Annotated in this window: 12 protein-coding genes; 6 read left to right on the forward strand and 6 right to left on the reverse strand. The window is 72.1% G+C overall.

Translation table 11 applies throughout. From position 1 onward, the window contains the following. Positions 1–1,356: 1,356 nt before the first annotated feature. From ABZ128_RS18280 to ABZ128_RS18290, 3 genes are all read left to right on the forward strand, one after another. Positions 1,357–4,104, forward strand: a complete 2,748-nt coding sequence (locus ABZ128_RS18280) for a PKD domain-containing protein (protein ID WP_356849459.1) — start codon at positions 1,357–1,359, stop codon at positions 4,102–4,104. 497 nt (positions 4,105–4,601) lie between these two features. Further along, positions 4,602–5,228, forward strand: coding sequence for a tetratricopeptide repeat protein (locus ABZ128_RS18285; protein ID WP_356849460.1), 627 nt, complete (start codon positions 4,602–4,604; stop codon positions 5,226–5,228). Next, the gene (locus tag ABZ128_RS18290; RefSeq protein WP_356849462.1) at positions 5,225–6,499 is read left to right on the forward strand and encodes a glycosyltransferase; all 1,275 of its coding nucleotides are present in this window, start codon (positions 5,225–5,227) and stop codon (positions 6,497–6,499) included. Before ABZ128_RS18285 ends, ABZ128_RS18290 begins: the two co-directional genes overlap by 4 nt. A gap of 65 nt (positions 6,500–6,564) precedes the next feature. On the opposite strand, the gene ABZ128_RS18295 is transcribed toward ABZ128_RS18290, so the two are convergent. Together ABZ128_RS18295 and ABZ128_RS18300 are read right to left on the reverse strand one after the other, a co-directional pair. Further along, positions 6,565–7,116 (reverse strand): hypothetical protein, encoded by a 552-nt coding sequence (locus ABZ128_RS18295; RefSeq protein WP_356849463.1) that lies wholly within the window; start codon positions 7,114–7,116, stop codon positions 6,565–6,567. Positions 7,117–7,400: 284 nt separating this feature from the next. Beyond that, complete coding sequence (locus ABZ128_RS18300) at positions 7,401–8,681, reverse strand: alpha/beta family hydrolase (protein ID WP_356849464.1); 1,281 nt, start codon at positions 8,679–8,681, stop codon at positions 7,401–7,403. Between the two features lie 232 nt (positions 8,682–8,913). Here ABZ128_RS18300 and ABZ128_RS18305 point away from each other — a divergent pair, with 232 nt between their 5' ends. Beyond that, positions 8,914–9,897 (forward strand): XdhC family protein, encoded by a 984-nt coding sequence (locus ABZ128_RS18305; RefSeq protein ID WP_356849466.1) that lies wholly within the window; start codon positions 8,914–8,916, stop codon positions 9,895–9,897. Positions 9,898–10,044: 147 nt separating this feature from the next. Here ABZ128_RS18305 and ABZ128_RS18310 read toward each other — a convergent pair whose 3' ends face one another. Beyond that, positions 10,045–10,368: a plasmid stabilization protein gene (locus tag ABZ128_RS18310; protein WP_356849467.1), complete on the reverse strand. Its 324-nt coding sequence runs from the start codon at positions 10,366–10,368 to the stop codon at positions 10,045–10,047. Positions 10,369–10,535: 167 nt separating this feature from the next. Here ABZ128_RS18310 and ABZ128_RS18315 point away from each other — a divergent pair, with 167 nt between their 5' ends. Further along, the gene (locus ABZ128_RS18315; RefSeq protein ID WP_356849468.1) at positions 10,536–10,937 is read left to right on the forward strand and encodes a DUF6479 family protein; all 402 of its coding nucleotides are present in this window, start codon (positions 10,536–10,538) and stop codon (positions 10,935–10,937) included. A gap of 91 nt (positions 10,938–11,028) precedes the next feature. Here the strand turns inward: ABZ128_RS18315 and ABZ128_RS18320 are convergent, their stop codons facing one another. After that, the gene (locus tag ABZ128_RS18320; protein WP_356849469.1) at positions 11,029–11,946 is read right to left on the reverse strand and encodes an ATP-dependent DNA ligase; all 918 of its coding nucleotides are present in this window, start codon (positions 11,944–11,946) and stop codon (positions 11,029–11,031) included. Next, complete coding sequence (gene ligD, locus ABZ128_RS18325; RefSeq protein WP_356849471.1) at positions 11,943–12,866, reverse strand: non-homologous end-joining DNA ligase; 924 nt, start codon at positions 12,864–12,866, stop codon at positions 11,943–11,945. The genes ABZ128_RS18320 and ligD overlap by 4 nt, the downstream gene beginning before the upstream one ends. Positions 12,867–12,897: 31 nt before the next feature. Between ligD and ABZ128_RS18330 the strand changes: the two genes are divergently transcribed. Further along, complete coding sequence (locus ABZ128_RS18330; RefSeq protein WP_356849472.1) at positions 12,898–14,055, forward strand: Ku protein; 1,158 nt, start codon at positions 12,898–12,900, stop codon at positions 14,053–14,055. Here the strand turns inward: ABZ128_RS18330 and ABZ128_RS18335 are convergent. After that, positions 13,946–14,881, reverse strand: a complete 936-nt coding sequence (locus ABZ128_RS18335; RefSeq protein WP_356849473.1) for a nuclease-related domain-containing protein — start codon at positions 14,879–14,881, stop codon at positions 13,946–13,948. The genes ABZ128_RS18330 and ABZ128_RS18335 overlap by 110 nt on opposite strands. Positions 14,882–14,982: the final 101 nt, after the last annotated feature.

Genomic DNA, 14,982 nt, shown 5'->3' on the forward strand with positions numbered 1-14,982 from the left:
GTCGGCCCGCGGTACCCGCGAGCGCCAGCGCGAATGCGAAGCAGGCCGATTTGGTACCATTCGTAGCTCACCGTAGCCGGTGTGGCGGCCAACAACGAGAAGCCTTGCTGACTTGCCTAGTACATTGCATCCCATTCGTGGCCGGCGGGCCCCAGGCGCACACCGGCCAGACCTAGGGACTTGAACGTCAGAGCCGCGCCGTCGCGCGAGCTACCCACCACCTGGGGCGGCAAACTGAGCTCCTCTTCCGATAAGTCGCGGAAGTATGAGCGGTATGACGAGCGATGACGACAGGAACCCGGCTCAGCAGTTAGCTGGTCGGGCCCAAGACGTCGGATGGGTGTCTGGGCGAGAGTCATGGCGTGAGGTGGTGCAGTGGCTGAGTCGAGGTCGACTCGGCCGGCGCAACGGGCCGCCGCCCCTGCTGGAGTTAGGCACTCCGTGGCAAGACACCCTCTCGCCGCAGCGGGTCGGCTGGCGTCAGCGTGCGGCGAACCTAGACGGTGAGTTCGCGTTCAGCGTCGACTACCAGATCTGCCTGGCCTGCCATCTTGCTTGGGTCGAGGAGCCCTTCACGCTCCCGGACTACCAGCGTTGTGGCCTGGCCTCGGCCGGCCTCGCCGCGTTGCGGTTCGAGTACACAGACATATCGTGGCACACCCTCGGTGGGCACTTCGCAGAGTCGAGGCCGTTCTGGGCAGCCGTAGGAAACGGCGTACCGGGTGGGTATGAGCAACGTTCACTGTGCCCACACGTCTCTAGCGGGTGATTGCTGAAGCTCCGCGCGCCATGGCCTATTCGTGGACGGGAACCGGCACTCAGCCGGGCGTTGAGGCTCTGACCTGGTGAGACACGTGAGACGCACGGGGCCTCCGGAGCCGTGTGCGCAGGTTCGAATCCTGCCGGGGGCACTTCGCAGGAAGTGCCCAAAGACCCCGCCATCAGCGAGAACGCTGAGACGGGGTCTTCGCGTATGCGCGGCCAACTGCCGCCGTGCACCCGTATGTCGGCGGCTGTGGACTATTCGTGGACAGGATCATGGTCCATCGCCTCAGCCCTCGGTCGGGTCGACGCCGGCGTTGAGCCACGACACCACTCCCCCGCCCTCACTAGCGGCCAGGGCGCTCGTCCAGGAGCGCCATCGCCACCGAGGCCAGGGACTCGTTGATCCCGTCCCGGGGAAGCCCTCCCCGTCACGGGCAGCGACGTGGCTGAATGCGGGTGACAGTGGCTGGATCGCGAGAGATGATGGGCGGCGTCTGTTCGAGTCCGCGTGCGCCCGACTGACGCTGGGGGAACAGGACGTCTACCAGTCGTGCGGCGCCGCGACCGGCGTGACTCCACGTCACTTCTGGCATGAAGGAAACCCTTCTGGTGCGTCCCACTCGTGCGACGGTCCTGCTCACCGCAGGTCTCGTCACCCTTCTCGGTGTTCCGTCCGCCGCGGCAGCCGAGGCCCCGCCCACCCTCTACGTGAACAACAACACCGCCTCCTGCGCGGACGGCGGCCCCGGCTCGCAGGCCGTGCCCTTCTGCACCATCTCGGCGGCGGCCAAGGTCGTGGCGCCGGGGCAGACCGTACGGATCAAGACGGGCAAGACGTACGCCGAGGCCGTCACCATCGACCGCTCCGGCGCCCCGGGCAAGCCGGTCAGCTTCGTGGCCGATGGACCGGCCGGCAGCCTGGTGAGCCTGGGCAACCAGCCGCTCACCATCAGCGGCGCCTCGCACGTGGTGGTCCGCGAGCTGGGCCTCAACGGCGGTATACGGGTCAACCGGTCCGCCGACGTCGAGCTGGACCGGATCAGAGCGCTCGGCCCGGTCGATGCAGAAGCCCTCGTGGTCGGCGACGCGAGCACGGATGTGCGCGTCAGCCGGGGGATTCTCTACGGCGTCCGGATCGAGGGCGGCGCCCAGCGCACCGTACTCGGCCGCAACGAGATCTTCGGCGCCAACCAGGAGCCGCTCACCGTGGCGGACGCGCCCGCCACCGTCATCACGAACAACACGGTCCAACTCGGCTGCGGCACGGCCGTCTCGCTCAGCGGCAGCTCGTCGGGCTCCGCCGTGTTCAACAACGTGATCAGCGCCAAGTACCAGAACGGTCCGTGCGACCCCGCGCGGGGACGCGCCGCCCTCGCGGTGTCGCAGAGCGCGGCGGCCGGCACCCGGGCCGACTACAACCTGATCGCCGGCTCCGTCCAGGTGGGGCCGACGGTCTACACCTGGGGCGGCGCCGCCCACCAGGACCAGGCGGCGTTCCACGCCGCGACGGGCCAGGGCGGGCACGACAACGTGCTTCCCACCCAGGACATCGGTACGAAGGCCGTGGACTCCGCCGACGCGACCGCGCCCGGGGTGCTGCTCACCGACAGCCGCGGGTATCCGGTCGTGGACGACCTGCGCGTGGCCAACACCGGAAAGGACGGCGGGTACCTCGACCGCGGCTCGCGCGAGGGCCAGAACTGGCTGGAGAGCGTCCGGCTGGAACTCGACCAGCCCTGGGCGCCGGCCGGCACCGCCGTGAAGGCGACGGCCACCGCGGTCAGCGCGTGGTCCGGCCCGCTCACCTACCACTTCGACTTCGGTGACGGCTCCGCCCCCGTCGTCACCGGCGAGCGCACCGCCACGCACGTCTACAGCTCGCCGTGCGAGTGCACGGCGACGGTGACCGTGTACAACGAGGCCAAGCTGAATACCGGCGCCGGCTCCAAGGCCAAGGTCACCGCGCCCGGTCCGCTGACGGCCGGCTTCACCTCCAAGCCGTTCCTGCCGACCGCCGAAGACCCGCGGGCGTACGTCGCCCCGCTGACGGTGGAAGTCGACCCGCGGAGCACCGTCGCACCGTGGCCGGTCCAGCAGGTGGACGTGGACTTCGGTGACGGCGCCCACGAGCGGGTGTCCGCGCTGGAGCCCGTCCGTCACACCTACGCGCGGCCCGGCGACTACAAGGTAACCGTGACCCTCAAGGACGCGAAGGGCGCCACCTCCACGGTCAGCCGGACCGTGCAGGCTGCGTACGCCGCGTCGGGCTACGTGCCCGTGCACCCGTTCCGTGTCCTGGACACCCGTCTCTCCAACAGCCCGGTGCAGGCCGGCACCCCCGCCCAGGTGGCCGTGCCGGTCGTCTACTACAGCTCGGGCCCCCACCACACGGGCGGGGCGACCGCGGCCGTCCTGAACGTGACGGTGACCGGCGCCACCCAGGACACCCACCTGAACGTCTGGCCTTCGGGCCAGCAGCGCCCGGCGACCTCGAACGTGAACGTCCGCGCGGGCGGCACCTCGTCCAACACGGTCACCGTGCCCATCGGCTCCGACGGCAAGATCCTCGCGCAGCTCAACTCCGGCCAGGGGCACGTCGTCGTCGACTTCGTCGGCTACTACCAGCCCAACACCGGGCAGAGGTTCTACCCGGTCACCCCGACCCGTCTCGCCGACACCCGCACCATGGGAGGCGCGCTGGGCGCCGGCCAGACCCGCACCGTCAAGGTGGCGGGCGTGCGGAGCATCCCGCCGGACGCCGCGGCCGTCGCGCTCAACCTGACCAGCACCGGCGCCACGACCGACACGCACGTGATCGCCTACGCGGAGGCGGACAAGCGCCCCACCACCTCGAACCTCAACCCGGAGCCGGGCAAGGACAAGTCCAACCAGGTCATCGTCCCGGTCGGCCCGGACGGCACCATCACCCTCTACAACAACGCCGGCTCCACCGACCTCGTCCTCGACGTGGTCGGCTACTACCACGAGTGGGGCGGCGGGGCGCTCTTCACGCCGGTCGTTCCCAAGCGGCTCGCCGACACCCGCACCACGGGCAAGCTCGCGCCCGGCGCGACCACCACCGTCGCCGGCCTGCCGGCGAACGCCGTCGGCGCTGCCCTGAACGTCACCGCGACGGAGACCACCGGCGCCGGCTTCCTCACCGTCCACGGGTACGGGACCGCCCGCACGGACGCCAGCAGCCTCAACACCCGTCCCGGCGAAACCGTCCCCAACCATGTCATCACCCCCGTCGGGGACGGCAAGGTCAGCATCTGGAACAGCTGGGGCGGCAGCAACCACGTGATCACCGACGTGTTCGGCTACTTCACCCAGGGCTAGCAACTGTGTTCCGAGGCAGCGCATGAACGGCGCCCCTGCACGCTGCGGCCTGTTCGTGGACCTACGGGCGGCGGACGCTGTTCAGAGGACCTGACCCGGCGAAACGCGTGAGACGCACGGGGCCTCGGAGCCGTGTGCGCAAGTTCGAATCCTGCCGGGGGCACTTCGCGCCCGACGTGCCTGAAGACCCCGTCTCAGCGGCAACGCCGAGACGGGGTCTTTTTGCGTGTGCCGTGCCGGCTCCCGGCCGGGCCGGGAAGGGAGCGGGATTCGCGCCCAACTGCCTTATGGCAAAGGGAAACCAGCGAAATCCCTTTCACTGAGTCCGTTCTTTGATGCGTACATTCGAGTGGTCTTGGTCCTCAATTGCCTGCCATACGGCGGCCTGATCCGGGTGGGCTCGTAACGTCGGCGGAAATGATGGGGGTTCGGCCTCCGGCGCGGCCGGAGCCGTTACCCGCATGTCCGTTCCTCCCGATTCCGCGAGATGTGACAGAGTGAAACGTAAGCACATGTGGGCGGGGATCGCCGGCCTGGCTGCGGCTTCCGCCGGAGTGGCCCTCTGGGCGATTCAGTCCCCTTCGGGAGCCGGCCCGGAATCCAAGACCCCGTCGGTGAACGTGAAGGTCCAGGAAGCAAATGCCCTTTTGCAGGGCGCCCTTCTGCAGGAGAGCCGGCACGACTTCGCCGGGGCGGCCCGTACCTACCGGCGCGTGCTGGAACTGGATCCGCGCAACAAGTTCGCCTGGTACGACCTGGGGGTCATCGCCCAGCAGGACGGCAAGACGGCCGACGCCCTCGCCTCCTACGACAAGGCCCTGAAGATCGATCCTTCGTTCACGTCGGCGCTGTTCAACGAGGCGATCCTGCTCAAGTCGAGCGAGCCCGACCGGGCGGCCGGGCTCCTCAGGCGCGCCATCGCCGCCGACCCGAAGGCGGCCACGGCCCACCTGCACCTCGGACACATCCTCGCGGCCCAGGGCCCCGGCCGCGCCGGGGAAGCCGGCGAGGAGTTCCGTCGCGCCGTCGCGACGGACCCCTCGCTCCAGTCCCAAGTACCGGAGGAATTCCGGGAATCCGCAAGCCCTTCACCGACATCGACCCCAGCAGGGAGCACCAGATGACGTCGACCCCGACCCCCAGGTTCTCCGTTTTCACACCCAGCCACCGGCCTCGTTTCCTCGACGAGTGCCTGGCGACCCTGCAGGCGCAGACCTGTCCGGACTGGGAGTGGATCGTCCTGCTCAACAACGGCGCCCGGTGGCGGCCCGAGCGACCCGACGACAGGGTCCGCGTGGAGATCGCGGACGACCTCCAGGGCGTCGGAGCGGCGAAGCGCAGGGCCTGCGAACTGGCACGCGGCGAGATCCTCGTCGAACTCGACCACGACGACCTGCTCGCGAAGGCCTGCCTGGCGGAGCTCGGCACGGCGTTCGACGAGCACCCCGAGGTCGTCTTCGTCTACAGCAACACCGCGCAGATCACCGAGGACGGGAGCCGGGACGACACGCGGTGGGACGAGACGTGCGGATGGCAGTACGAGGAGGTGGACGTCGACGGCCGCAAGCTGCAGCAGATCATCTCCCTGGCGCCGACGCCGCACAACGTCTCCTACATCTGGTACGCGCCCAACCACGTGCGGGCCTTCCGCAAGGAGGCCTACGAGCAGGCCGGCGGGTACGACGCCGCGCGCACCGTCCTGGACGACCAGGACCTGATGTGCCGCCTCTTCCACATCGGCGACTTCCACCACGTCAACCGCTGCCTCTACCTCCAGCGGGTGCACCCGGCGAACACCCAGAGCGACCCGGAGATCAACGCGCACATCCAGCGCGAGACGGTCGTCCTGTACGACCGGTACATCGAGGCGAACGCCCTCGCGTGGACCCACCGGCGCGGACTGCTCGCGCTCGACCTCGGCGCGGCCCACCGCAAGCCCCCCGGCTACCTCGGCGTCGACCAGTACCCGGGGAAGGGCGTCGACATCGTCGCGACGCTGCCCGGGAAGCTGGATCTGCCCGACGGTTCCGTCGGCCTGATGCGGGCGGTGGACTTCCTCGAACACGTGCCCTCGAAGGTGCCGCTGATCAACGAGCTGTACCGGCTGCTGGCGCCCGGCGGCATGCTCCTCACCATGACGCCCAGCTCCGACGGCCGCGGCGCCTACCAGGACCCGACCCATGTCGCGTACTACAACGAGAACTCGTTCTGGTACTACACGGACGACCAGTACCGCGCCTTCGTGCCCTCGATCGAGGCCCGGTTCCAGTCCTCGCGGCTGGTCACCTACTTCCCGAGCGACTGGCACTCCAAGAACGACATCTCGTACGTGGTCGCCAACCTCATCGCGATGAAGGACGGCGCCGCGCGGTGCGGCGGACCGCTGCTGGTCTAGGCGATCCCCCGCACGACGGTGCCCCGAGGCCGAAGCCTCGGGGCACCGTCGTTCAGTGCGGGAACCTACGGCGTCACGTCGACGCACACCACGTAGGCGGTCACGTCCTGGTTGGCCGTGATCTCGGCCTGCCATCCGTTGGGGGGCGTGCCGACGGGGCGGCTGGTCCGCACCGTGCCGGTGGTGGTCGAGATTCCGCCGCCGGTGGCGCGGTCGCCGTTGTTGCAGGTGGCGATCACGCTGCCGTCGTCGTCCGTGGCGGTGTTGACGTAGGTGATGACCACGCCCGACGCACCCTGCGCGCCCTGAGCACCCTGCGCGCCCTGGGCTCCCTGCGCACCCTGTGCGCCCTGAGCACCCTGAGCACCCTGGGCTCCCTGCGGGCCCTGGGGGCCCGGCCGGCCCGGCTTGCCCTGCGGACCACGGTTGCCGTGGTCGCCGCCGCTGACCACGCCGGACGGGCCGGGCAGCGCCACGGAGGAGTCGGTGCCGGAGCGGTGGATCGCGTCGGCGATGGCGGTCGTGGTCGGGACGACGTTGAGCGCCACGGCGAGCACACCGGCCGAAACCATGGTGGCGGTCTTCAGGCGCGTAATTCGGGTCGTTCGATGACTCAAGGGAATCTTCCTCACGGACTTGGGGGGGTCACCGCCGCAAGCGCGCTCAGTCTGTGCGCCTCGTGTAAATGCGCGGCACCTCGCCTCTGGCTACGAACGAAAGCCATTGTTGACGCTGCGCGATCGAATGCTCACACGGTGGCGCATGTCCCGTCGAGGATCACCCGTGCGGCCTCAATGCACGGCATTCGTGGAGGCCGGCATTTCAAGGAAGTCCCCTCGGCGAAAGGCCGATTCCCCGTCCGGTGAATTCAATCGGCCCAAGGGGAATACGCCGGGCGCTCTCAGCGCGTGGGGGCCTCCGGCCGGTGGGTGGTGAACCAGTGCTCCGCGAGGGCGGACACCTCTTGGAGGGCTCCCGGTTCCTCGAAGAGGTGAGTGGCGCCCTCGACAATCTCCAGGCGGTTCTCACAGCGGAGCCGGGCCTGGGCCTCCCGGTTGAGGGTCAGGACCAGGTCGTCGTCGCCGCCCACGATGAGCAGGGTGGGCGCACGGACCGCGCCGAGGTGCGGACCCGCCAGGTCCGGGCGGCCGCCCCGGGAGACCACCGCGTAGACCGGTGAGTCCGGGGACCCCGCCGCGACGAGGGCGGCCGCGGCGCCCGTGCTCGCGCCGAAGTAGGCGACCGGGGCCGAGGTGCGGGTGGCGAGCCAGGCGGTGGCCCCGGAGAGCCGGGCGGCCAGGGTCTCGATGTCGAAGACGTTGGCGCGGTTCCCCTCCTCGGCCGGGGTGAGGAGGTCGAACAGCAGGGTGCCCAGGCCGGCCCGGTTCAGGGTCGTGGCCACCTGGCGGTTGCGCGGGCTGTGGCGGCTGCTGCCCGAGCCGTGCGCGAAGACGATGACCGCCTTCGCGGCCGGCGGGAGGACGAGATCGCCGGGGAGGTCCAGGCCGGCCGCGGAAACGGTGACCTCCTGCGCCGTGGCCGCGGGCTGCCGGGCGGCCCGGGCCAGCAGGGCGACGACCTCCTCGTCCGGGGTCTGCGAGAAGTCCTGGTACCACTGGCCGACCGCCGAGAAGTCGCTCGGCGTGGCCAGGCAGACCACCTCGTCCGCCGCCGCGCCGACCCGTGCCACCGCGTCGGGCGGGGCCACCGGGGCCGCCATCACCACGCGGGCCGCGCCCTGCGCCCGTACGACCTGGCAGGCCGCGGCGGCGGTGGCGCCGGTGGCGATGCCGTCGTCCACGACGATCGCGGTACGGGAGGCCAGGTCCACGCGGGGGCGGCCGGCGCGGAAGCGGGCCGCGCGGCGGGTGAGCTCCGTCTGCTCCGCCTCCTCGACCGAGGCGATGGCCTGGGCACTGATCCGGCCGCGCCGCACGATGTCCTCGCTGATGACCCGTACGCCACCCTCACCGATGGCCCCGAAGGCCAGCTCGCGCTGGTACGGGACGCCGAGCTTGCGGACGACGATCACGTCGAGCGGGGCGTGAAGGGCCTCGGCCACTTCGAAGGCCACCGGGACCCCGCCCCGGGGCAGCCCGAGCACCACCGGGTTCGCCTGCGCGTACGGGCGCAGTGCCGTGGCCAGTCGTCGTCCCGCGTCCTCGCGGTCGGTGAAGAACACGTGGTTCCGCCTCGGTGCAGGGGGCCTTGAGCCTTCTCCTTCGAAAGAACCTCCGCCGCGGCGGTTGCGCAAGTCGGATCCGGTGGTCCGTACGAGGGAGGGGGGTCGGGGTCTGTGGGTTTTGGGGGGTGGGTAGGGACAGAAAGCGTGCGTAGGTTGGGCGGGAGGCCGCAATTGCGCCGCTGACCTGGTGCTTTGCGGCGGGCTCTGACGACGAGGATGGGGCAGCGGGATGCGTGAGCTGGTGGAGACGGCGCGGCGGTGGGCGGCCGAGGGGCGGGCGGGGTTCCTGGCCAGGCCCGTGGCCGAGCAGGGGTTCGGGCCGCGGGACCCCGCGGGGGCCCTGCTCCTGGACGCGCGGCGCGGCGCGTGCGAGGGGAACCTGTACCGGGGGGTCTTCGACGCCGAGCTGCTGGCCGAGGCCGGTGCGTGGGCTCCGGGGGCGACGGCGCGGGTGTGCGAGGTCTCGGTCGGGGCCGACGGGGCCGCCGAGGCGCGGCTGACCTGCGGCGGCCGGGCCGAGATCCTGCTGCAGCCGCTGTCCTCCGTGCCTGCGCAGTGGTGGGAGCTGCTCGGGGAGGGGGTCGGGGTGGCGTTGGTGACCCGGCTCAACGAGCAGGCCGACCAGGCCGTGAGCGAGGTCGTACGGGCCGTCGACGCGCCGGGGAACGACGCGGAGCGCCGGGCCGGTGAGCTGCTGGCCACGCGCCGGCCCGGCCGCGACGCGCTGTACGGGGACTCCGGGCTGGTGCTGGTGGAGGCGTACCCGTCGGCGCCGTACGTGCTGATCGGCGGGGAGGGCGAACTCGCCGACGTCATCGCGGCGCAGGTCCGGCTGCTGGGGTGGACGAGCGCGACGGTGGCCGGCGCCGGGGACGCGGAGAAGCTGCTGGAGGCGCGGCGCGACGCCGCCTGCCTGGTGATGCTGAGCCACGATCCGGAGTTCGACGTCCCGACGCTGCGGACCGCGCTGGCCCTCGGGATCCCGTACGTCGGCGCCCTCGGCTCCCGCAAGACCACCGCGCGGCGGCGGGAGGGGCTGATCGCCGCCGGGGTGGGAGAGGCGGAGCTGGCGCGGGTGCACGGGCCGATCGGGCTGGACCTCGGGGCGAGGACTCCGGCGGAGACGGCGCTGGCGATCTGCGCGGAGGTCCTGGCGGTGCTCGGGGGGTACGAGGTACGGGCCCTGCGGGACTCGGACGGGCCGCTCCGCTAGGCCGGGCACCGCCCCGCCCGCAGGGCGCGGTCACGGCGGCGGGCGGCCCCGGCCGGGCACGGCCCACGGCCCGCGCACGCCGGGCTCCACCCGGACGGCCGTGTGCGGGCGGGCGATCTCAGCCGGGTCGCCCGCCGGTGCGCGGTGTCACTTGTCCAGGGCCCGCTTCAGCTGGTCCTTGTTCATGTCCGAGCGGCCGTGGATGTTGCGGCGCTTGGCCTCCGCGTAGAGCTGGTCGTACGTCGGCCCCTGCGCGCCCGAGTGCGAGTGCAGGCCGCCGCGGCGGGACGAGGACATGTCCTCCAGGGACTCCTTGCTCGCCGTCTTGGACTCGCCGGCCCGGGCCCGCTCCTTGTTGACCGTCCGGGCGGCGATCTCCTTGGCCCGCTCCTCGGACTCGCCGCGCTGCTCGGCGCTCTCCTTGATGTGCTCGTACTGGCGTTCCCGCTTCGGGGAGGATCCGCGGGGCATGACGCGCTCCTTTCGGGGTCACATACCGGTCGCTCACCCGGTTGCCCGCCGACGGCGGCCGGTCGCTTGCCTGAGGGCGTTTACCCCTGCCCGGACGAGGTATCCGGTGCGGAGGATTTTGCGAGCGCCCCGAGTGCAATGGGGCGAAATGCGGGAAAATGGTGGTTATGGACATGACGTTGAGCGTGGACAAGATCCTGACGGACATCGCGTGGTTCCTGCTCGCCGGATTCGCGATCGTCGGCTTCCTGCTGGCTGCCTTCAAGCTGGGCCAGCGGGTCCGCGCCAAGGAGCTGCCGCCGCCCACTCCCGAGAGTCAGCCCCACCTGCCGGACGGCGGCGCCGTGCACGAGGTCCGAGAGGAGCGCGACCCGGTGGAGTTCCCGCCGGAGGGCCTGCGCCCGCACGAGATGCAGGGCTTCGGCAACTTCGGGTCCACCACCTCCGACCACCCCGACGACATCCGGGCCGAGCGCGATGCGGGCTACCGGAATCCGCCGAAGTACCCCGGGCCTCAGCAGCCGCCGCAGGGCGAGCCGCCGCGGGACAAACCCACCGGCCACGCCTGAGCCGTCCTGAGCCCTGTCCCGGGCTCCGTCCGCCGGGCCCGGCCCCTGTCCGTGTCGGCCGCCTCTGACCTGCGTCACCCCACGGCGCAGGTCAGAGGTCTGTCCGGAGCCTGAGCACCTCGGGGGGCGGATGCCGCAGCGAGGTGTAGCGGACCTCCGCCGCCAGGGGCGGGTCCAGCGTCCGGTACGCGACCTCGCCGAACCCGATCGCCGTGACGGTCCGGGTCGCCGCCGCCCCCGCCGCGGCGCCGGGCCCCGCCCCGGCCGGGCCCGTCCGCGAGGCCACCTCCGCCGCCACCTGCGCCCGCAGCGCCGCCGACAGCGGGCTGGACACCAGCGGCGTCTCGTCCTCCACCGGCACGACCACCACCAGCGCGAGCGGCCGCCGCGGGGTGCCGGTGTAGCCGACCACCGCAGCGTCGCGTACCTCCGTGTGCCGCAGCTTCTGCCAGCCGCGCCGCCCCGCCGGGTAGGTCTGGTCGAGCCGTTTGACCACGATCCCCTCGATGCCGCTCGCGGGCAGGGTCTCGTACCAGGTGGCGGCCAGTTCGGGGTCCGTGGTCATCGGTACGGGCTGGAGCGGCGGCCCCAGCGGGAGCAGCAGGTCCACCAGCAGCGCCCGGCGCCGCTCGTAGGGGCGCCCGCGTACGTCCACCCCGCCCAGCTCCAGCACGTCGAAGGCCGCGTACGAGGCCGGCAGGCTCTGCGCGAGCAGGGGGGCGCGCGCCGCGGTGGCGGCCGCCCTGCGCTGGACGAGGGCGAAGTCCGTACGGCCCTCGTGCCAGACCACCACCTCGCCGTCGAGGACGGTGCCGGCCGGCAGGTGCAGCGCCGCGGCCGCCAGATCCGGGAAGGCGCTGGTCACGATGCGCCCGGAGCGGGCCTGGAGGACCACCTCCCGCCCGGTGCGGACGATGACCATCCGGTGGCCGTCGAACTTGGGCTCGTACGCGAGGCCCGCCGCACGCGGCAGGGTCCGTACGGGCGCGGCGAGGGCGACTTTGATCATCGCCGGGTCCCGGGTGGCTTCCGGGTCCGGTGGTGCGCGGGCAGCGGGTGGGCCCGGTCGGGGTCGGTCAGCGGGGCGAAGAGGTCTCCGTCGCGCTCCAGCCGGGGCGGGACGTCGTCGGCGAGGAAGACCAGCTGCGAGGGGTCCCCGCAGTGCGCGACCTCCTCCCACGAGATGGGCGCGGAGACCGTGGGGCGGGCCCGGGCGCGCAGGGTGTAGGGGGCGGCGGTGGTCTTGGCGGCCGCGTTCTGGCTGTGGTCGACGAAGACCTTGCCGGGGCGCAGGGACTTGGCCATGCGGTGCACGACGAGGTCGGGGAGCTCGCGCTCGGCCTCCTGGGCGAGCGCCTTGGCGTACGCGGACACGCGGTCGGACGGGGTCGGCTCCAGGGCCACGGCCAGGTGGAGGCCCTTGGAGCCGGAGGTCTTGGCGTACGCGGCCAGGCCGTCGGCCGCGAGGCGCTCGCGCAGCCAGAGCGCGGCCGCGCAGCACTCGACGACGGTGGCGGGCGGGCCGGGGTCGAGGTCGAGGACCAGGCGGTCGGCGACGGCGGGGCTGCCGGCCGGCCACTGGTAGGTGTGGAACTCGACGACGAGGTTGGCCGCCCACATGAGGGAGGGCAGGTCCGAGACGAGCACCTGTGCGGCGGAGGGCTCGTCGCTGCGCGGCACCGGGGCGGTTTTCACCCAGGCGGGCGTGCCGGGCGGCGGGTTCTTCGTGAAGAAGAGCTGGCCGTCCGGGCCGTCGGGGTAGCGCAGGAACGACACCGGCCGGTTGTGGGTGTGGGCCAGCAGCGGGTCCGCGACGGTGGCGTAGTAGTGCAGCACCTCGCCCTTGGTGGTGCCGGTCTCCGGGTACAGGACCTTGTCCAGGTTGCTGAGCGAGATGCGACGCCCCTCCACCATGGTGATCGGCGTCATACGATGAGATTGCCATGAAACGGGAGGAACCGTGCGATCCATCTGGAACGGCGCAATCTCTTTCGGTTTGGTCAGCATTCCGATCAAGCTGGTGAACGCCACCGAGAGCCACTCGATCTCCTTTCGGCAGATCCACCTGAGCGACGGCGGGCGGATCCGCTACCGCAAGGTGTGCGAACTGGACGGCGAGGAGGTGACCAACGCCGAGATCGGCAAGGGCTACGAGGAGCCGGACGGGGCGATCATCCCGATCACCGACGAGGACCTGGCGCAGCTGCCGATCGCGACGGCGAAGACGATCGAGATCGTGTCCTTCGTGCCGGCGGACGAGATCGATCCGCTCCAGATGGACGCGGCGTACTACCTCGCGGCGAACGGGGCGACGGCCGCCAAGCCGTACACCCTGCTGCGGGAGGCGCTGAAGCGGAGCCGGCAGGTCGCCATCGCCAAGTACGCGCTGCGGGGGCGCGAGCGGCTGGGGATGCTGCGGGTCGTCGACGATGTGATCGCCATGCACGGGCTGCTGTGGCCGGACGAGATCCGCGAACCGGAGGGCGTGGCCCCGGAGGGGTCGGTGTCGGTACGCGACGCGGAGCTGGACCTCGCGGACGCGCTGATGGCGACCCTGGGCGAGGTGGACATCGGCTCGCTGCGGGACGAGTACCGGGACGCCGTGGAATCGATGATCGAGGCGAAGGCGGAGGGCGCCTTCGAGCCTCCGGCGGAGGTGGGCACGGAGTCGTCCGGGAAGGTGATCGACCTGATGGCGGCGCTGGAGAGCAGCGTACGGGCGGCCAAGGCGGCCCGGGGCGAGGCGGCGTCGGGGGCGGAGGCGGCCGGGGAGGAGGGCGGCGAGGCGGAGGTGACGCCGATGCGGCGGTCCGCCTCCTCCGGGTCCGGCGGCGCCCGGACCTCCCGCAAGTCGGCGGCGTCCGCACCGAAGGACGTGGGCGGCAAGAAGTCGACCGCGAGGACGGCGAAGAAGACGGCGGCCCCGGGGACGGCCAAGAAGTCGGCGGCCAAGTCGGCCTCCAAGTCGGCGTCGGCCAAGTCCGCTTCCGGGGGCCGGTCCGGCACCGTCAAGTCCACCTCTGCGGCGAAGAAGACGGCTTCCGCGAAGAAGACGGCCGCGACCGCGAAAACGGCCTCGGGGGCGAAGAAAGCGGCCCCGCGGAAGCGGTCGGCCTGAGGGCGCCGCGCGGGCCGGGGACCGCGGGGCCCGGCAGCCAGGTCCGGCTGTCGCGGGCGAGGGCGAAGAGGGCTTCGGTGTCCGGAGGTTTGAGGGTGGCGGGGGCCGAGGCGAGGAACGCGGCCGCCGTGGCCGGTTCCAGGATGCGGATGTCGGCGACGGTGGGCGCCACCGCGATCCGGGCCGCGTCGACCAGCGCGAGGGCCGGGCTGACCGGGGCCGCCAGGGCGCGGGTGGCCGCTGCGGCGGCGCGGCGGATCCAGCGCGGGTCCGGGCGGGGCTCCGTACGCCCCACGGTCAGCAGCAGGTCGCCCACCGAGGCGCGCTGCCTGCGGCCCGGGAGCGTACGGACGCAGAAGAGTCCCGCCGGGCCGATGAGCAGGTGGTCGACCGGGCCCAGGCCGGGCAGCGGGACGCCGTGCAGGACCCGCCAGCCGTCCGCTTCGAGGGCGTCGAGGACCTCGCCCATCCGCTGCTGGGCGGTCAGCTCCTGGCGCAGCCGGTGCCGGGCCCTGGTGCCCGCCGAGCCGTGTTCGAGCTCGCCGAGCAGCAGCTCGCCCGGGCGGTTCGGGGCCAGGTCCAGGTCCGGGGGCAGGGAGAGCCGGCGCAGGTCGGCCCGGGTGGGGACGGGCGGCGGGCCGACGGTGCAGGCCCGGGCCAGGTACGGGCGCAGGGCCGCGAGGACCGCGTCGCGGTGTTCCTCGCCGAGCAGGCTGATCCGGTTGGCTTCCCGGTCGTACCAGGCCACCGCCCGCCCGTCGGGCAGGTTCACATAGAGCCGGCCGCGGCCGGGCCGGCCGCTCGGCAGCACCTTGAGTCCGCGCATGGGACCTCACCCCCGCCGTACATGGGAGCAGCCGCGGGGCCGCCCGGCAATCCCCCGGTGGTGTTCTCGGCCGTGTAACGGCTTCTACGGGACTCCGCCGG

The organism is Streptomyces sp. NPDC006326, assembly GCF_040612915.1.
Taxonomy (GTDB): domain Bacteria; phylum Actinomycetota; class Actinomycetes; order Streptomycetales; family Streptomycetaceae; genus Streptomyces.